At 69.0% G+C, this 16313-nt stretch carries 17 protein-coding genes; 6 read left to right on the top strand and 11 right to left on the bottom strand.

Going from position 1 to position 16313, the window contains the following annotated elements:
* Positions 1-90: 90 nt before the first annotated feature.
* The 3 genes from minC (at position 91) to minE (ending at position 2026) form a co-directional block, all read left to right on the top strand.
* Positions 91-867 (top strand): septum site-determining protein MinC, encoded by a 777-nt coding sequence (minC, locus tag AC1RGU_RS29225; RefSeq protein WP_492699728.1) that lies wholly within the window; start codon positions 91-93, stop codon positions 865-867.
* Between the two features lie 68 nt (positions 868-935).
* Entirely contained in the window at positions 936-1751 is an 816-nt protein-coding gene (gene minD, locus AC1RGU_RS29220) for a septum site-determining protein MinD (protein WP_062481817.1), read from the top strand.
* 2 nt (positions 1752-1753) lie between these two features.
* Complete coding sequence (gene minE, locus AC1RGU_RS29215; protein ID WP_056574726.1) at positions 1754-2026, top strand: cell division topological specificity factor MinE; 273 nt, start codon at positions 1754-1756, stop codon at positions 2024-2026.
* A 24-nt stretch (positions 2027-2050) separates the two neighbouring features.
* Here minE and AC1RGU_RS29210 read toward each other — a convergent pair whose 3' ends face one another.
* The 3 genes from AC1RGU_RS29210 to AC1RGU_RS29200 all read right to left on the bottom strand — a co-directional run bounded on the left by AC1RGU_RS29210 (position 2051) and on the right by AC1RGU_RS29200 (position 6776).
* On the bottom strand, positions 2051-4966 hold the full coding sequence (locus AC1RGU_RS29210) for an SEL1-like repeat protein (protein ID WP_492699726.1): 2916 nt from the start codon (positions 4964-4966) through the stop codon (positions 2051-2053).
* Between the two features lie 90 nt (positions 4967-5056).
* A complete protein-coding gene (locus AC1RGU_RS29205) occupies positions 5057-5956 on the bottom strand; it encodes an alpha/beta fold hydrolase (protein WP_070061422.1) in 900 nt (299 codons plus the stop codon).
* A gap of 217 nt (positions 5957-6173) precedes the next feature.
* Complete coding sequence (locus tag AC1RGU_RS29200) at positions 6174-6776, bottom strand: TetR/AcrR family transcriptional regulator (protein ID WP_062473724.1); 603 nt, start codon at positions 6774-6776, stop codon at positions 6174-6176.
* Positions 6777-6954: 178 nt separating this feature from the next.
* Here AC1RGU_RS29200 and AC1RGU_RS29195 point away from each other — a divergent pair, with 178 nt between their 5' ends.
* A complete protein-coding gene (locus AC1RGU_RS29195; protein ID WP_062473726.1) occupies positions 6955-7899 on the top strand; it encodes a CysB family HTH-type transcriptional regulator in 945 nt (314 codons plus the stop codon).
* Positions 7900-8012: 113 nt separating this feature from the next.
* On the top strand, positions 8013-8279 hold the full coding sequence (locus AC1RGU_RS29190; RefSeq protein ID WP_062473728.1) for a hypothetical protein: 267 nt from the start codon (positions 8013-8015) through the stop codon (positions 8277-8279).
* Positions 8280-8369: 90 nt separating this feature from the next.
* Here AC1RGU_RS29190 and AC1RGU_RS29185 read toward each other — a convergent pair whose 3' ends face one another.
* Positions 8370-8831 carry an RcnB family protein gene (locus tag AC1RGU_RS29185; RefSeq protein ID WP_159279047.1) on the bottom strand — a complete coding sequence of 154 codons (462 nt, stop codon included), beginning with the start codon at positions 8829-8831 and terminating at the stop codon, positions 8370-8372.
* A gap of 146 nt (positions 8832-8977) precedes the next feature.
* Positions 8978-9568: a dihydrofolate reductase family protein gene (locus AC1RGU_RS29180; protein ID WP_492699724.1), complete on the bottom strand. Its 591-nt coding sequence runs from the start codon at positions 9566-9568 to the stop codon at positions 8978-8980.
* Positions 9569-9678: 110 nt separating this feature from the next.
* Between AC1RGU_RS29180 and AC1RGU_RS29175 the strand changes: the two genes are divergently transcribed.
* A complete protein-coding gene (locus tag AC1RGU_RS29175; protein ID WP_492699722.1) occupies positions 9679-10101 on the top strand; it encodes a winged helix-turn-helix transcriptional regulator in 423 nt (140 codons plus the stop codon).
* A gap of 9 nt (positions 10102-10110) precedes the next feature.
* Here AC1RGU_RS29175 and AC1RGU_RS29170 read toward each other — a convergent pair whose 3' ends face one another.
* From AC1RGU_RS29170 to AC1RGU_RS29145, 6 genes are read right to left on the bottom strand one after another with little or no spacing between them, the layout of a single operon-like run.
* Positions 10111-11004, bottom strand: a complete 894-nt coding sequence (locus tag AC1RGU_RS29170) for a VOC family protein (RefSeq protein ID WP_070061427.1) — start codon at positions 11002-11004, stop codon at positions 10111-10113.
* Positions 11005-11041: 37 nt separating this feature from the next.
* Entirely contained in the window at positions 11042-11887 is an 846-nt protein-coding gene (locus AC1RGU_RS29165; RefSeq protein WP_492699720.1) for an ABC transporter ATP-binding protein, read from the bottom strand.
* Complete coding sequence (locus tag AC1RGU_RS29160; RefSeq protein WP_492699718.1) at positions 11884-12732, bottom strand: ABC transporter ATP-binding protein; 849 nt, start codon at positions 12730-12732, stop codon at positions 11884-11886. Before AC1RGU_RS29160 ends, AC1RGU_RS29165 begins: the two co-directional genes overlap by 4 nt.
* Positions 12716-13273, bottom strand: a complete 558-nt coding sequence (locus AC1RGU_RS29155; RefSeq protein WP_492699716.1) for an OsmC family protein — start codon at positions 13271-13273, stop codon at positions 12716-12718. Before AC1RGU_RS29155 ends, AC1RGU_RS29160 begins: the two co-directional genes overlap by 17 nt.
* A 14-nt stretch (positions 13274-13287) precedes the next feature.
* On the bottom strand, positions 13288-15117 hold the full coding sequence (locus tag AC1RGU_RS29150) for an ABC transporter permease (protein ID WP_492699715.1): 1830 nt from the start codon (positions 15115-15117) through the stop codon (positions 13288-13290).
* Entirely contained in the window at positions 15118-16308 is a 1191-nt protein-coding gene (locus AC1RGU_RS29145) for an ABC transporter substrate-binding protein (protein ID WP_492699714.1), read from the bottom strand. It lies immediately after the preceding gene.
* Positions 16309-16313: the final 5 nt, after the last annotated feature.

The raw sequence follows: 16313 nt of genomic DNA, 5'->3' as shown, positions 1-16313 counted from the left end.
GGTCAGTGAACACGGCGCCGGTCACCGGGCTTTGGCCGGCGCCCGTTAGACTCCAACGCTTTTCGCACCGACGTTCACACACGTTTTCCAATGGCCGATGTTTCCGCCGCTCGTACCAAGGCGGTTTTCGAATTCAAGAGCGCCACACTGCCGCTGATCGCAGTGATCCTCAAGACAGCCGACCTCGACGTGCTGGCCGAGGCGCTCGACGCCCAGTTGGCGGATTCGCCCGACTTCTTCGAGCAGGAGCCGGTGGTGATCGACCTCTCGCTGCTGCAGGAACAGGCGGCCGAGGGCGGCACCGACGCCCCCGAAATCGACTTTACCGCCCTGCGCAGCCTGCTGGCGCGCCACCAGACCCAGCCGATCGCCGTGCGTGGCGGCAGCCCCGAGCAGCATGCCGCGGCACGTGAAGCCGGCCTGTCGGTGGCCGCCATGCCCGCGGCCCCCGCGCCCCGCCCGCCGGCCCCGCCCGCCGAGGCGCCTGCGGCCTCCGAGGCCCCGCAGATCGTGCGCGAGCTGCCGGTGCCGGCCAACGGCACGCTGCTGATCGACAAGCCGTTGCGCTCGGGCCAGCAGATCTACGCGCGTGGCGGCGACGTGGTGGTGACGGCCATCGTGAGCTTCGGCGCCGAAGTCATCGCCGACGGCAACGTGCATGTGTACGCGCCGCTGCGCGGCAAGGCCATTGCCGGCGCGCGCGGAAACACCGAGGCGCGGATCTTCTCGACCTGCATGGAAGCGCAGCTGGTGGCCATTGCGGGCATCTACCGCACGAACGAAGTGCCGCTGCCCGAGCCCGTGCTGGGCAAGCCCGCCCAGGTGCGCCTGGACGGCAAAAAAATAGCGATCGACGCGATTCCCTGATGAAAAACCAGGAACGCGGCAGCGCTGAGCATCAATCGACAACTGAATCGAAACAAGAAGGAATGGCGATGGCCAAAATTGTGGTGGTGACCTCGGGCAAGGGCGGCGTCGGCAAGACGACCACGAGCGCCAGCTTCGCGTCGGGCCTTGCGCTCGCCGGCAAGAAGACGGCCGTGATCGACTTCGACGTGGGCCTGCGCAATCTCGACCTGATCATGGGCTGCGAACGCCGCGTGGTGTACGACCTGATCAACGTGATCCAGGGCGAGGCCAACCTGAGCCAGGCGCTCATCAAGGACAAGCAGTGCGACAACCTGTTCGTGCTGGCCGCCTCGCAGACGCGCGACAAGGAAGCCCTGTCGCAGGACGGCGTGGAGAAGGTGCTGACCGACCTGGCCGCCATGGACTTCGACTACATCGTCTGCGACTCCCCCGCGGGCATCGAGACCGGCGCCATGATGGCGATGCACTTCGCCGACGAGGCGCTGATCGTCACCAACCCCGAAGTCTCGTCGGTGCGCGACTCGGACCGCATCCTGGGCATGCTCAGCAGCAAGACCAAGCGCGCCAAGGACGGCGGCGAGCCGATCAAGGAACACCTGCTGATCACCCGCTACAACCCGAACCGCGTGGCCGGCGGCCAGATGCTCTCGCTGGAAGACATCCAGGACATCCTGCGCATCAAGCTGATCGGCGTGATCCCCGAGTCGGAAAGCGTGCTGCACGCCTCCAACCAGGGCGTGCCCGCCATCCACGACAAGGACACCGACGTGGCCCAGGCGTACAGCGACGTGGTCGCGCGCTTCCTTGGCGAAGACAAGCCGATGCGCTTTGTCGAAGCCGAGAAGCCGGGCTTCTTCAAACGGATTTTCGGGAGCAAGTAGGCATGTCGTTTCTTTCGTTCCTGCTTGGTGAGAAGAAGAAGACTGCGAGCGTCGCCAAGGAGCGCCTGCAGATCATCCTCGCTCACGAGCGCTCCAGCCTCAGCGGCAAGAAGCGCCCCGATTACCTGCCCGAGCTCCAGCGCGAGCTGGTGGCGGTGATTTCCAAGTACGTGTCGATCAACGCCGACGACATCAAGGTGCACCTGGAAACCCAGGACAACCTCGAAGTGCTGGACATCAAGATCGAACTGCCCGATCCGGTTCCGGCGCGCTGAGCGCCGCAACCCCGATCAACCGGCTCACGCCGGTTGACCCGGGGCCGCAGCGGGCAGCGCCTCCAGCCGCTGTGCCCACTCGCGGGCCTTGTCTTCGTCGAAGAGCGGACTTTCACGGTCGCCGTAGAACTGCGCCGCCAGGGATTCCACGCAGGCGCGCTGGCTCTCTAGGTTCTCTTCGCAGTCATCGAGCGCGGCGCCGGTGAGCAGCCAGCGCTCTGCGGCTGCCGCGTCTTCCGGCGCGCCCTGACCCTGCATGCGCATCCAGCCCAGCTCGTAGCAGGCCCAGCCCTGCTGGCGTTGGGTGCTGTCTTCCGCCACCTTCTGCAGCGCATAGAGGGCTTCGGCGTACAGGACGTTCACTTCCGCTTCTCCCTGGCCCTGTTCGGCCAGCGCCCCGGCGTGCCGGCACAGCGTGCGGCCGAGCTGCATCGTGGCGCTGACATCGCCGGCTTCGTGGCCACGGCGGAAGTAGCCGATCGCCCGCGCCAGGTCGGGCTCCCCGGGTTCGCCGAGCTTGTACGCCAGGCCGAGGTTGTAGAGCGCCATCGTGTGGTTGTGCTCGGCGGCCCGTTCGTAGTGCCGCATGCCGCCTTCCAGGTCGCGCTCGCCCCCCTCGCCTTCGCTCAGCATGTAGCCGAGATGGGCGTGCGTGGCGGCGTCGTCCTCGCCGCCATGGGCGATGGCGTGCAGCAGCCAGGCGCGCGCCAGGGCGGGTTCGGCGCCGAGGCCGGCCGTGTCCCAGCGCAGCATCTTCGAGAGCTCGCACATCGCCACGGGCAGGCCGTCGGGCAACGCGGTGGCGGGGGCGTCGCCGGGCTCGCGCACGCCGGCGGCGCGTGCCATCCAGCGCAGGGCTTCGCGCGGGTCGGCCTCGATGCCCTCGCCGTCGCGCAGGTGGCAGGCCAGCTCGTAGGCGGCCCGCAGGTCGCCGGCGGCATGGCGCGCGGCCATGTGCTCGGTGTGCGCCTGCTCGCGGCCGTCGGCATGCAGCCAGACGTACAGGCCGGTGTCGTTGCGCGCGGCCTGCACCGGCTCGCCCGCGCTCCAGCGCTTGCACAGCTGCGAGCGGACCGCGACGGCCATCCAACCGTCGGCGACCGACAACGCGGCCGTGATCCACGGGTAGGCCTGCGGGTGCAGCACGGCGCCGTCGGCGCGCAGCACGCCCACGGCGAGTTGCCCCTTCTCGACCTTCGCGGCGCGCGGCACCGGATCGGCGACCAGCCAGCCGATGTCCTGCGTGCCCCAGGCCAGCGGTTGCAGCGTGCGGTGCCGGCACGGCACCAGCTCGCGGCCGGCGGCCACGTCGTAGATGCCGCGCAGCCACGGCGCGTTCTTCGCCGTGCGCCCGCCCTTGGACGCCACGCGCACCAGGTCGCGCCGGACCATGGCGTGCCCGCGCTCCTGGCCGGTCAGCGGTTCCAGGGTCTCGAAGCGGCCGTAGTCGAAGGGCACGAGCACACGGCCCTGCCCGTCGATCAAGCCGCACAGGCCGTCGGCGCGTTCCACGGCGAAGCGCTTCGGCCGGGCCGGCGTGCCGCGCTCATTCGACGGATCGTTGTCTTCGGTCGTCAGGATCTCGATGGGGTATTCCTCGAGCAGGTCGACCTGTTCGTAGACCGGCTCGATCGCGACGCGGCCTTGCGCATCGAGCAGCCCGCTCTTGCCGTCGCGCTTGGCGTCGAAGCCCTCCCAGTCGTGGCGCCACTGAAGGCTTTCGAAATGCGGCGGCACGGCCCATTCGCCGTCCGCGCGCACCAGCCCCCAGCCACCCTCGTCGCTGCGCGCGGGCGCGAGGCCGAAAGGCGTGAAGTCTTCGGCTTCTTCGAACCGGGGCGAAATCGTCCATTGGCCCTGCAGGTCGACATACCCGATGCGCTCGCCCACGCGGGCGCGCACCCGGCCTTCGACAAAGCTCCAGACCTCGTCGACCGAGGGCGCCAGCAGCCAGCTGCCGTCGGTGCGCAGCAGGCCGACGTGGTCGCCGACCAGGGCCGTGGCGATGTCGTCCTCGAAGGCCCAGACCTCGTCGAGCTGCGGTTCGAGCAGCACGCGCGGCGCCTCGGCGTCGGCAAGCAGCAGGCCGGAGCGCTCGCCTTGCGAGATCCAGAGAAGGCGCGGATCGTCGGCGCCGGCGTAGCGGATGTCGTCCCACGCGGGCTCGACCACGGTCGTGCGCTGGCTGCGCCCGTCGTCGTCGTACACCACGCGCATCACGCCCCAGCGGCCGTCGACCTCGAAGCGCCAGAGGTCCTCGCCCAGGTGGTTGTCGTAGTCGGGGCGTTCGCCGTCGTCTTCGTCTTCTTCCTCGGGCTCGAAGTCGGCAAAGCGCTCGTCGCGCGGCGCCTCGTAGCCGTCGAAGTACGGATGCGACAGGCTGCCGAAGCCGAACTGCCAGGCCCAGGCCTCCCAGTCCGCAAAGCGCTGGATGCCTAGCGCCGCGTCCACGCCCGGGTGGTTGCCGCTGTCGATGCAGCGCTGCACTTCGGCCCACAGTTCATTGCACTCGCGGCGGTTGCGTTCGATGAAGCCCTCGCCATCCGCATCGCCGCCCAGCCAGGACAACTCGTCGAGGTTCGCCGAGAAGCGCGGCGTGCTGTCGTCCGGCGTGTCGTCGATCAGCTCGGCCAGGTGCAGCGCCACAGCCTCGAACTGCAGCGCGATCTGCGGCAGCGCGTGCAGCATCGGGTGCCGCTCGACAAAGGCGTGCAGTTGCCGGATGCGCGCGAGCGCGGCGTGCGCGTCGCTGACCAGGTTGTCGGTGCCCGCATCGCCGAAGACGCGCTGGTGGTCGATGGCGTCGCCGGCCGCGCCATCGGCCAGCAGCAGCTGCCAGAGCACGGGGAAGTTGTTGTTGGCTTCGGCGATTTCGTCGGCCGATGCTTCTTCGGTGTCGGGAAGACTGTGTTCGAGATAGAGCCAGGAACGATTGCCCATGTGTGGTCGGTGCGTGTGTCGTCCATGGCGAAGGCCATGGGTGGCGCCCAGTTTAGGGGCGCCGTTTCACGCGCACGTGACCGCCGGCCGCTACGCCAGGAACTGCGTGACCTGCGCGAGCACGGCCTGCTCTTTCAGGATGCGGCGATGGCCCCAGCCCTGCGTGGGAAAAAGCCGCGCGCCGGCGATCGCGTCGCGAAAAGCCTCGGCGTCGGCGAAGCGGTTCACGCGGTCGTCGCGGTCATGCACGATGAGCGTCGGCTGCGCGATGCGCGGGCCCACGGCGGCGGGCTCCAACTGCTGCATCAGGATGCCTTCGCGCGCCTCGATCAGGCGCTGCATGCCAGCCCGCGTGCGCTCGCTGAGGCCGAACACCTGCGCGAAGTAGCGCGTGTACTCGCGCGGCGACGCGGGCGGTGCCAGCAGCACCAGCCGCTGCGCCGGCAGGCCGCGCCCCGCCGCATAGGCCAGCGCATTGGCCCCCAGCGAATGCGCGACCGCCGCGCGCAGCACGTGCCCGTCGGCGCCGAGCCGCGCCGCCACGTAGTCGATGGCGCGCGCGAACTGCGGCAGGTTGCTGGCCGTGCCCGCGCTGCGGCCGTGGGCCGGCATCTCCAGCAGCACGGGCCGCAGGCCTTGCGCAGCCACGGCCTGCGCCAGCGGCAGCATCTGGCCCGCGTGGCCGCCCCAGCCGTGCACCAGCAGCACGACCGGCGCCGACTCGGCGCCCGAGTCCTGCGCGGCCAGGTGGTAGATGCCAAGGTTCGCGTCCTCGAACGCCCAGGCCTCGCGGCGCCAGTCGGCACCGGGCTGCTGGCCGCGGTACAGCCATTTGGGCGGCAGCGGCGTGCCGAACACGCGGTAGGCCGCGCGCACGCCGAGCGCGGGCCACAGGCGTTGCGAGGCGCCGAGGCCGAAGCGCATCGCGCGCATCAGCGGGCTGGCGCTGTAGTAGCCCACGGGGGCGGTGGTGTGGGTGGTGGTGGTCATGGGGAAGGCTTTCGTTCAGGGGCTCAGTACCAGACCCAGTCCTGGTTGCTGCGCGGCAGGCTGCGCAGCGTGTCCTGCACGCCGCGCACACCGAGGAGCACCGCGTAGGCGGCGAGAAAGAGGGCAATGATCAGCATGGTGCTTCTCCTTTTTTATCGCACGGTGGTGCGAAATTAAGGCAAACGAAGAGGCGGTGGCCGTCGTCTGCGGGTGCGCCTCAGGCGCGGTAGCTGGAAAGAAGGCGCTGCCAGGTCTGGCCCGCGCGCTCGGCCGCATGCCCGTCGCGCAGGAAGCGCGCGTCGTGCAGCTGGTTCATCATGATCCCGTTGATCTCGCTCACGAGCTGGGCCGGGTCGGTGTCGGCCTGGAGCTCGCCGGTCTCGACCGCCTGCAGCACCGTGCGGCGCAGCGCGGCACGCCAGCGCGTGATCTCGTCGAAGAGCAGGTCGCGCAGTTCGCCTTCGCGGTCGTCGAACTCGAAGGCGCCGGCCACGTAGAGGCAGCCGTTCTGCGCTTCGACGTCGCGCGTGCGGGCGATCCAGCGCGCGACGATGTCGTTCAGGCGGGGCAGGCCCTTGGGCTTCTGCATGGCGGGCACGAACACCTCGGCCAGGAAGCCGCGGCCGTACTCCTCGATGACGGCCTTCTGCAGCGCCTCGCGCGAGCCCACGCGCGAGAACACGCCGCTCTTGGACAGCCCCAGCCGGCTCGCCACGGCCTGCAGCGAGATCGCCTCCAGCCCCTCGGCCAGCGCGAGGTGCATCGCCGCGCCGACGATGGCGGCGCGGGTGAGTTCGCTTTTCTGGGTCTTGGCGTCCATTCGGCGGACTTTAGCACAGTCGTGCGAAATATCAATCTCCCCACGCAGAAAGGCTTCATAGATGTTTTGCTCATGTGAAACCAACAAACGCATCGTTCCCCGCATAAGCGCTTCTGCCGAGAATCGCCGGTCGGCCCCGACCCGGGGTCCGGACCTCTTTTCACCTCCTGCGCGCCCGATGAACTTTCAACAACTGCGCTCGGTACGCGAGGCCGTTCGTTGCGGCTTCAACCTGACCGAGGTCGCCCACACCCTTCACACCTCGCAGCCCGGCGTGAGCCGGCAGATCCGCGAACTCGAGGAAGAACTCGGCATCGAGCTCTTCGTGCGCGCCGGCAAACGGCTCACGGGCCTCACCGAGCCCGGCGGCCACGTGCTGCCGATCATCGAGCGCATGCTGATGGAAAGCAGCAACCTCAAGCACGCGGGCCAGGAGTTCGTGGCGCAGCAAAGCGGCCTGCTCTCGGTGGCGGCCACGCACTCGCAGGCGCGCTATGCGATGCCGGTGGCAGTGCAGGAATTCCGCGCGCAGTTCCCGAACGTGAAACTGCACCTGCACCAGGGCTCGCCCAAGCAGATCGCGCAGATGCTGCTCGACGGCGAGGCCGACGTGGGCATTGCCACCGAGGCGCTGGGCGACTACCCGCAGCTGGTCGCCCTGCCCTGCTACCGCTGGACGCACTCGGTGATCGTGCCGCCCGGCCATCCGCTGCTCGACGCGCCGCTCACGCTGGAGGCGCTCACGCAGCACCCGCTGATCACCTACGACACCGGCTTCACGGGCCGCTCGCGCATCGACGAGGCCTTCGAGCAGCGCGGCCTGCAGCCCAACATCGTGCTGGCCGCGATGGACGCCGACGTCATCAAGACCTATGTGCAGCTGGGCCTGGGCGTGGGCATCGTCGCCGGCGTGGCCTACGAGGCCGAGCGCGACACGCAGCTGCGCGCGCTCGATGCGGGGCGGCTGTTCGGCATCAACCTCACCAAGCTCGCGGTGCGGCGCGGCACCTACCTGCGCAAATATGTCTACGCGTTCATCGAGTCGTTCGCGCCGACGTTGACGCGCGCGATTGTCGAGAAGGCCTTGGGCGACGAGGTCAAGGTGTCTCACTACGAGATTTAGCTCAAGCGCAACGAAATCGACACTTCCGGCTCCAGGGTTGAAAAGAATGCGCGCAGCTTCACACAAGCGGCGTACATTCGGGTTAATTCCTTGGCTTCCGGAACGGATCAGCAATGGCATCGACTTCGCAGCAGCAGCAACTACAGGCCACCCGGGCCGCCCAAAAGGCGGCCGATGCAGCGGAGAAACGCGAACGCCTGAAACGTGCCCTGCCCGCCACGGTCGAGCTGCTGCAAAGCCGCCAGGCCGATCGCATCGACGATCGCGACATCGACGCGTATGTCGATCTCAACTGGCTCGAATGGCATGGCGGCGGTTTGCGCCTCACCATCACCGGGCGCAACGTGTGCGCCCAATCGGCCGCCACCGCGGTGGCCTGACAAGCACCTCTCCCAATTCCCCAAAGAAAAACCGCCACAGTCTCCTGTGGCGGTTTTTGCATGTGCGTGACGTGAACGCGGTGCGAAGGCTTACTGACCCGCAATGATCTGCGCGATGAGGCCGGTGGCAATGGCCGCGAGCACGTAGTCGCCACCCACGCCCACCCACTGGTAGCCGCGCGGCGGCTGCTGCAGACGGTAGGCGCGCCAGTCGTTCACCACGTAGTTGCGGCCCCGGTATTCGGTCGGCACGCGGCCACCACGGCGCCACTCGCTGTGCGGCTGCGGGAAGCCCCGGCGGTCGAACTGGCGACCGTCGCGGAAGTCCTGGTCGCCGCGGTAGCCGGCGTGAGGGCCGCGATGCCCGCGATGGTCGTCGCGCTGGTCATAACGACCGCCGCCAGGACGGTGGTCATCGCGCTGCTCGTAGCGGCCGCCGCCCGGGCGGTGGTCGTCGCCCCGGCGATCTTGCGCCAGCGCGCTGCCTGCTGCCAGGGACATTGCGAGCGCCGCAACGGCGGCAGTGGTGAGGCGCTTGGTACGGAAGATCATCTGGAACTCCTTTGGTGTGTCTGTGATGACGCCTCCATTCTGTGCAGCGCGTGTGTCTGCTTCGGGTGCGTCAGGTCACCGTCAGATGAAATCCGGTAAGCGCAGGTATCTCCGCGGCGTGTTGTCCTGCACGCGCGTGACGTACTTCACGCGGGCGCGTAGCGATTCACCACCATGCCGCAGTCGTAGGCCGTCGATCCGAGCAAGCGCAGCGCGTGGCCACGGCGCGTGTCGTGGAACACCGAGCGGCCCGCGCCGACGGCCGTGGGATTCACGAAGAACTGGAACTCGTCGACCAGCCCTGCCGACGTGAGCGACGACGCAAAGCCGACACCGCCGATGGTGAGGATGTCCTGGCCCGGCTGGCGCTTGAGCGCGTTCACCTCATCGGCCATGGCGCCGCGCGCGATGTCGGTGCGTTCCCAGCGCGAGGCCTGCAGCTTGTTGGTAAGCACGACCTTGCGTGCGTCAACCACCCGCTGGGCAAAGGCGTAGTCGGGGTTCGCAGGAAAGCGCGTCGCCGCGCGGCCCCAGTGATCGAGATAGCCCTCTTCGATGATCTTGCGGCTCAGCAGGATCGTGTCGACGCCCGCGAACACGGCGTTGAAGTCGCGCCTGAGCGCCGCGTCCCAGCGCCACCGGTCGCCCCAGCCCCACAGCTGCCAGTCGATGTCGCCGTTGGCCGGCGACACGAACCCGTCGACCGATATCTGCATTTGCACGATGAGCTTTCGCATCGGCGTCTCCTTCAGGTCGCTTGCGCAAACCGATCTCTAAATGCAAGCAGTTTCAGTATTCTCAAACCGATGCGAAAATGCAAGCAGTTTCTCGACCCGGCGGAATCCCGATGGCCATCCAGCAGAAGTCCCTGTGCCCGATCAACCTCGCGCTCGAAGTCGTCGGCGACCGCTGGAGCCTGCTGATCGTTCGCGACCTGATGTTTGCGGACAAGCGGCACTTTCGCGAGTTCCTGCAGTCCGAGGAAGGCATCTCCTCGAACATCCTCACCGAGCGGCTGAACACGCTGGTCGCGCACGGCGTGCTCAGCAAGACCGACGACCCCACGCACAAGCAGAAGGCGCTCTACAGCCTCACGCCCATGGGCATCGACCTGCTGCCGGTGATCACGCAGCTCGGCATCTGGGGGCGCAAGCACCGGCCGGTGACGGCCGAGAGCGGCGCGCCTGCGGCCGCGCTGGAAAAGGGCGGGCCGGCGCTGCAGAAGAAGATGCGGGCCGCGCTGCGCAAGGCGCACCTGGGCGGCCGCTAGGGCTGCGCCCTACCCGCCCACCGTGCTGTTCGCCGCGTCGGCGCGCACGCGGCCCTGTGCCTCCAGCGCGTCCACCGGCGGCAGGTCGAGTTCGATCCACGCGCCGTGCGCACGTGCAAGGTCGAAGGTGCCGGTCGACTGCGGCCGGTCGGTGTGCAGCACCAGCGCGTAGGGGCCCTCGCCGCGCACGGCGAGGCGCTGTGCGAGCGCGTCGCCGCCCAGCTCCGCCGCCGGGGCACGGTCGCGCGGCGACGACAGCACGAGCACGCTGCTGCCCAGGGCGATCACGGCCACGCGCACCTGGCTGGCAGGCACGGCCACGGGTTCGCCGATGTGCGTGCTCGTGTCGTCGGAGACCGTGCCCAGCAAGGCGCGGTAGCGCGCCAGCGTGGCGTCGAGGTCACGCACGGCGATGGCCAGGCTGGCCACGCCGAGCACGCCGTTGGGATGCACGCGCGCGGCGCCCTCGGGCACGCGCAGGGCGCGCCGCGTGAGGTCGCCGCACAGGAACGGCAGGTCGGCCGACGGGGCGCGCGCGGTCTGCCAGCGCAGGTGTTCGCCGTCGGGGCGCACGCGCCCGCCGTCGAGCGGGCCTTCGAGCACGAGGCCACGCGCCTTCGCATCGGCCACGGTGACGGCCGTGTCGCGCGGCAGCAGGGCGAAGTCGACGATGCCTTCGCCGTGCCGCTGCAGCAGCTGCCACCAGCGCTCGGCCGGCGCCGGTTCGCGCCACGCGATGAGTTCGAAGTAGCTGCCGTCGCTGAACACGACGAGCGCGTTGTGCGTGCTTCGGCCCGGATGGTCGCCGCCGCGCAGCACGTGGAAGCCGAGCGCGGCGTAGTCGGCGATGGCGCGTTCGAGGTCGTGCACGGCGATCACGACATGGTCGAGGGTCAGGGGCATGGTGAAGGTCTTCCTCGCGGCAAAGGGGTCGTCGTGGTCAGGAGGCGGTGCGGGCAGCGCCCTCGCCGCCCAGGTAGGCATCGCGGATGCGCGCGTCGGCCAGCAGCGCGCGCGCCGGGCCCGAGAGCACGATGCGGCCCGTCTGCAGCACGTAGCCGTGGTGCGCGATCTGCAGCGCGAGGCTGGCGTTCTGCTCGACCATGAAGACCGAGACGCCCTGCGCGTTGATGCGCGCGATGAGCTCGAGCACCTTGTCGACGTACAGCGGCGACAGGCCCATGGTGGGCTCGTCCATGCACAGCAGTTGCGGCCGGCCCATGAGCGCGCGCGCCATGGCCACCATCTGCTGCTCGCCGCCCGAGAGCGTGCCGGCCAGGAAGCCCAGGCGCTGCGCCACGCGCGGGAACAGTTCGAGCATGCGTTCCAGGTCTTCGGCCACGCCCGCGCGGTCGCGGCGCGCATAGGCACCCATGAGCAGGTTCTCGCGCACGGTCATCGCGGGGAACAGGCGGCGCGCCTCGGGCACCGAGCCGATGCCCTTGCGGATGATCTGCGGCGTGCTCAGGCCCAGCGTCGATTCGCCGTTGAAGCGGACCTCGCCCGAGCGCGGCTTGAGCAGGCCGAGCACGATCTTCATCGTGGTCGACTTGCCGCTGGCGTTGCCGCCGAGCAGGCTGACGATCTGGCCCTTGCGCACTTCGATGTCGAGATCGAAGTGCGCCTGCACGGGGCCGTAGAAGCTGTTGACCTTCTGGAGCTGCAGCAGGGGCGCAACCGCACCCGCCGGCGCCTGCGTGACGGCGCGTTCAGGCAGATCGTCGTTTCTCCCCTCTCCCCAGAGGGAAGAAGGCGACAGGCCGGTGCGCGCGACGGTGGCGATCATGCGGGCACCGCTTCTTCCTGCGCTTCGCCCACGTGGCGATGGCCGAGATAGGCCTCGATCACCGCGGGGTCGTTGCGCACGTCGTCGGGCAGGCCTTCGGCGATCTTGCGGCCGTCGTCGAGCACGGCCACGCGGTCGGACAGCTGCATCACGAGGTCGAGCTTGTGCTCGATCAGCAGGATGGTCTGGCCGCGCGCCTTGAGGCCGCGAATGATCTCCAGCATCTCGGCCGTCTCGCTCTCGTTCATGCCGGCCGTGGGCTCGTCGAGCAGCAGCAGGTGCGGCCGCAGCGCGAGCGCGCGCGCGATCTCCACGCGGCGGCGGTTGGCGTACGAGAGGCTGTAGGCCGGATGGTCGGTGCGCGGCGTGAGGCGTTCGCCGAAGAGCGCGATGATCTCGCGCGCCTCGTCGCGCAGCGCTTCTTCCTCGCGCCGCACCGCCCCTGGCTGCACCAGCGCGAGCGCCAGTTCGGCCAGCGCGCCAAGGCCCGGCACACCGCTCACGCGCGGTTTCACGGCGCGCAGCCGCGTGTGCGCGCCGACCAGCACGTTGTCGAGCACCGAGAGGTTCGCGAACACGCGCCCGTGCTGGAAGGTGCGCGCCAGGCCGCGCTGTGCGAGCGCTTGCGCGGGCAGGCCGGTGATGTCGTGGCCGTCGAAGCGCACCTGCCCGGCATCGGGCTTGTCGAGGCCGGTGACGAGGTTGAACAGCGTGGTCTTGCCCGCACCGTTCGGGCCGATCACGCTCAGCAGTTCGCCCTCGCCCACCTGCAGGTCGACGGCGTTGACGGCCGTGAGCCCGCCGAAGCGGCGCACGAGGCCGCGGACCTCAAGCAGCGACGGCATCGGCGACCTTCGCCTTCGAGTTCACGAGCTTCACCTCGGCGCGAATGGCCTGCGGGTTGCGCAGCAGATTGAGGATGGGACAGTTGCGCTCCACCGCTTCGAACAGCGCATCGATCTCATCGCGGCTGGCGGGCGAATCGATGTGCACGGTGTAGCCGATCTCGTGCGGCCAGATGGGCGTCTGCTCGTGGCCCGGCTTGCCGCCGCGCGGATCGATGACACCGGTCACCTCGACCTCGAGGCTTTCGAGCGGCACCTGGCGCTCGGCCGCCTGGATCAGGAAGATGTGCGTCACGCAAGTGCCGAGCACGCCCAGCTGCAGCTCGGGCGAGCTCGGGCCGAGGTTGTAGCCCGCGAAATCGGGCGGGCTGTCGCTGATGACCTGGTGCTCGCGGATGCGCAGGCGGCGCACGCCGCTGCGGCCTTCGGCGCGCACGCTGGCCTTGAGTTGCGAGGGCTGTGCGGTGCCGGCCGCGACGGCGGCGTTGCGGGCCAGCACGGCGGCGCGTTTCTCGGCGAGGTAGTCGTTGAGGTGGCTCATGAGATGGGGTTCTTTCAGACGGTGCCGAGCAGGCCTTGGGGACGGAAGCGGATCAACAGAAGCAGTGCCACGCCGTAGATCAACATGCGGTACTCGGCCGTCACTCGGAACAGCTCCGGCAGGCTCACGAGCGCGACCGCACCCAGCAGTGCGCCGCTGATGTTCCCGAGCCCGCCGAGGATCACCATCGTGAGCGCAAGGATCGAGATCTGCGAGCCGAAGGTCTCGTGGTTGATGTACGAGTACATGTGCGCGGTGAAGGCGCCGCTCACGCCCGCTGCGAAGCCGCCGAAGCCGAAGGCCAGCGCCTTGTAGCGGTCGGGGCTCACGCCGTAGGCGCGCGCGGCCACCTCGTCTTCGCGCACCGCGCGGAAGGTGCGGCCCAGGTGCGAACGCAAGAGGCGCCACTGCAGCAGGGCCAGCAGCACCAGCGCACCGAACGAGGCCCAGTAGATCGCTTCGTTCGACGACGCATCGCGCCCGAACAGCGAGAGCGGCGGAATGCCCGAGACGCCGATGGGCCCGCGCGTGAGGCTTTCCCAGTTGAGGATGGTGAGCGCCACGATCTCGCCGATGCCCAGCGTGGCGATCGACACGTAGTGCCCGCGCAGCCGGAAGGCCGGGAAGATCAACGCGGTGCCGATCAGCGAGGTGAGCACGCCCGCGGCCACGATGCCCGTGCCCACGGGCAGGTGCAGGTCGAGCACCAGCAGCGACGAGGCATACGCGCCGATGGCCAGCAGCCCCGCATGGCCCAGCGAGATCTGGCCGATGGTGCCGGCCACCAGCGTAAGACTCAGCGCGAGCGCACCGTAGAGCCACGCGTTGGTGAGCGTCTGCAGCACGTAGGGCGACGGATCGAACAGCGGCAGCAGCACGGCCGCGGCGAACAGCGCGAGCAACACGCGCGGCGGCACGCGCCACGGCTTGCTCGGTGCGATGAAGGTGCCGGTGAGCGGCTCGGGCGGCAGCACACGCTTGCGGCCGAACAGGCCGTTGGGCTTCCACACCAGGATGACCAGCAGCAACGCGAAGGCAAACAGGTTGCGGTACGGCGTGCCGAGGATCGCCACGCCATAGCTTTCGATGAGCCCCAGCAGCAGGCTGCCGACGATGGCGCCCGGCACGTTGCCCACGCCGCCGACCACCGTCGCCACCACGCCCTTGAGCGTGGCCTGGAAGCTCATCGCCGGGCTGATGTTGTTGTAGTACATGCCCACCAGCAGGCCCGAGAGCCCGCCCAATGCGGCAGCGATGGCGAACACGGTCTGGTTCACGCGGTTCACGTCCACGCCCATCTGCTGCGCGGCGTCGCGGTCCTGCGCGGTGGCGCGCACGGCCCAGCCCAGCTTCGTGAAACGCAGGAAGCCGAACAGCACCGCCGCGCTCGCGATGCCGATGCCCGCGATCAAGAGGTCGAGCGCGCCGATGGTGCCGGTGCCGATCTGCAGGCGCCAGTCGGGCAGCTGTGTGGGCAGCGCGCGCGGGTCGGGGCTGAACACCAGCTGCACGAGGATGTCGAGCACGAAGCTGATGCCGATGGTGGCCAGCAGCGGCGCGATGCGCGCGGCGCCCTGCAGTGGCCGCAGCCCCACGCGCTCGATGAGCATGCCCAGCGCGCCCGAGCCGATCACCACCAGCGCGATGGTGATGGGCAGCGGCGTGTGCAGGTACGTGATGCTCGCCCAGCCGATGTAGGCGCCCACGGTGTACACCGAGCCGTGCGCGAAGTTGATGAGGTGCGAGACGCCGAAGATCAGCGCGAGCCCGACCGCCAGCAACGCATAGATGTTGCCGATGATCAGGCCGTTGACCGTGTGGTCGAAGAAGGAGGTGAAGCTCATCTACTTGGCCGATGCCAGCGCCGCCGCCTTCTCGTCGATCTGCGCCCACTTGCCGTCCTTCACCACCAGGTTGACGCTCTTCACGCCGATCACGCGGCGCGTCTGCGCGTCGAAGGTGGCCTTGCCGAAGATGACGCTGGGCACGTCCTTGATCTTGTAGAACGCATCGCGCACGGCCTTGCGGTCAGCCTTGGGACCGGCTTCGCGCAGCGCGGCGGCGGCGTACACCACGGCGTCGTAGGCATAGGCGTTGAAGGCGTCGGGCTCCTTGCTGTACTTGGCGCGGAAGCTCTTCACGAAGGCCTGCACCTCGGCGCGCGGCTCCTCGGGGAAGAAGGCGGTGTTGGTGTGAATGCCGTTCACGGCCGCGCCGCCGAGCTCGATGAACTTGGGCGAGTAGACGGAGCCGACGGCCGCGATCGGCTGCTTCAGGCCCACGCTGCGCACCTGGCCCGCGATGAGCGCGCCGTCGGGGTAGTACGAGATGAGCACCACGCCGTCGGGGTTGGCGTCGCGCACGCGCACCAGGGTCGAGCGGAAGTCCTTCTCGTCGGGCTGGTAGCCCTCGGCAATGGCCAGCTGCGCGCCGCGTTCCTGCGCGGCTTTCACGAGCACGTCCTTGCTGGTGCGGCCCCAGTCGGTGTTCAGGAAGAGCACGGCGATGCGCTTGAAGCCCAGCGTCTTCACGGCCAGGTCGGCCAGCAGCGGCTGCGCATCGGCCTGGCTGATCGACGGGCTCCAGATGTAGTCGCCGCCCTTGGTGAAGTCGGGGTGCGAGTTGGTGAAACCCAGCTGCACGAGGCCCGCGCGCTGGTAGATGGGCGAGGCGGCCATCGAGGCGGGGCTGGAGAAGTCGCCGAGTTCGATGAGCACGCGCTTGTCGTTCACGAGTTTTTGCGCAATGGCGACGGACTGGCGCGGGTCGCTCTGGCTGTCCTCGAAGTTGTAGGCCAACGGCCGGCCGTGGATGCCGCCCTGCGCGTTGATGTGCTCGAGCGCGAGGTCGAAGCCGGCCTTCCACTGTGCGCCGTACTGCGCGTTCTGTCCGGTGAGCGGGCCGCTCACGCCGAACCACACGGGCTCGCCGCTGGCGGGTGCGGCCCAGGCCGCGAGCGGCGCGGTGAGCAAGGCGGCGGACAGTGCGACCGCATGGCGCAGGAAACGATGGCGGGTGAACAGCGGCGGCAGCATGGCGT

This window comes from Variovorax sp. GW823-FHT02B07 (assembly GCF_058797695.1).
This window is presented reverse-complemented; position numbering and strand designations above follow the sequence as displayed.

Excerpts from the sequence above, each read along its gene's own strand:
- minC (WP_492699728.1), top strand. The coding sequence starts at position 91 with ATGGCCGATGTTTCCGCCGCTCGTACCAAGGCGGTTTTCGAATTCAAG.
- minD (WP_062481817.1), top strand. The coding sequence starts at position 936 with ATGGCCAAAATTGTGGTGGTGACCTCGGGCAAGGGCGGCGTCGGCAAG.
- minE (WP_056574726.1), top strand. The coding sequence starts at position 1,754 with ATGTCGTTTCTTTCGTTCCTGCTTGGTGAGAAGAAGAAGACTGCGAGC.
- AC1RGU_RS29210 (WP_492699726.1), bottom strand. The coding sequence starts at position 4,966 with ATGGGCAATCGTTCCTGGCTCTATCTCGAACACAGTCTTCCCGACACC.
- AC1RGU_RS29205 (WP_070061422.1), bottom strand. The coding sequence starts at position 5,956 with ATGACCACCACCACCCACACCACCGCCCCCGTGGGCTACTACAGCGCC.
- AC1RGU_RS29200 (WP_062473724.1), bottom strand. The coding sequence starts at position 6,776 with ATGGACGCCAAGACCCAGAAAAGCGAACTCACCCGCGCCGCCATCGTC.
- AC1RGU_RS29195 (WP_062473726.1), top strand. The coding sequence starts at position 6,955 with ATGAACTTTCAACAACTGCGCTCGGTACGCGAGGCCGTTCGTTGCGGC.
- AC1RGU_RS29190 (WP_062473728.1), top strand. The coding sequence starts at position 8,013 with ATGGCATCGACTTCGCAGCAGCAGCAACTACAGGCCACCCGGGCCGCC.
- AC1RGU_RS29185 (WP_159279047.1), bottom strand. The coding sequence starts at position 8,831 with ATGATCTTCCGTACCAAGCGCCTCACCACTGCCGCCGTTGCGGCGCTC.
- AC1RGU_RS29180 (WP_492699724.1), bottom strand. The coding sequence starts at position 9,568 with ATGCGAAAGCTCATCGTGCAAATGCAGATATCGGTCGACGGGTTCGTG.
- AC1RGU_RS29175 (WP_492699722.1), top strand. The coding sequence starts at position 9,679 with ATGGCCATCCAGCAGAAGTCCCTGTGCCCGATCAACCTCGCGCTCGAA.
- AC1RGU_RS29170 (WP_070061427.1), bottom strand. The coding sequence starts at position 11,004 with ATGCCCCTGACCCTCGACCATGTCGTGATCGCCGTGCACGACCTCGAA.
- AC1RGU_RS29165 (WP_492699720.1), bottom strand. The coding sequence starts at position 11,887 with ATGATCGCCACCGTCGCGCGCACCGGCCTGTCGCCTTCTTCCCTCTGG.
- AC1RGU_RS29160 (WP_492699718.1), bottom strand. The coding sequence starts at position 12,732 with ATGCCGTCGCTGCTTGAGGTCCGCGGCCTCGTGCGCCGCTTCGGCGGG.
- AC1RGU_RS29155 (WP_492699716.1), bottom strand. The coding sequence starts at position 13,273 with ATGAGCCACCTCAACGACTACCTCGCCGAGAAACGCGCCGCCGTGCTG.
- AC1RGU_RS29150 (WP_492699715.1), bottom strand. The coding sequence starts at position 15,117 with ATGAGCTTCACCTCCTTCTTCGACCACACGGTCAACGGCCTGATCATC.
- AC1RGU_RS29145 (WP_492699714.1), bottom strand. The coding sequence starts at position 16,308 with ATGCTGCCGCCGCTGTTCACCCGCCATCGTTTCCTGCGCCATGCGGTC.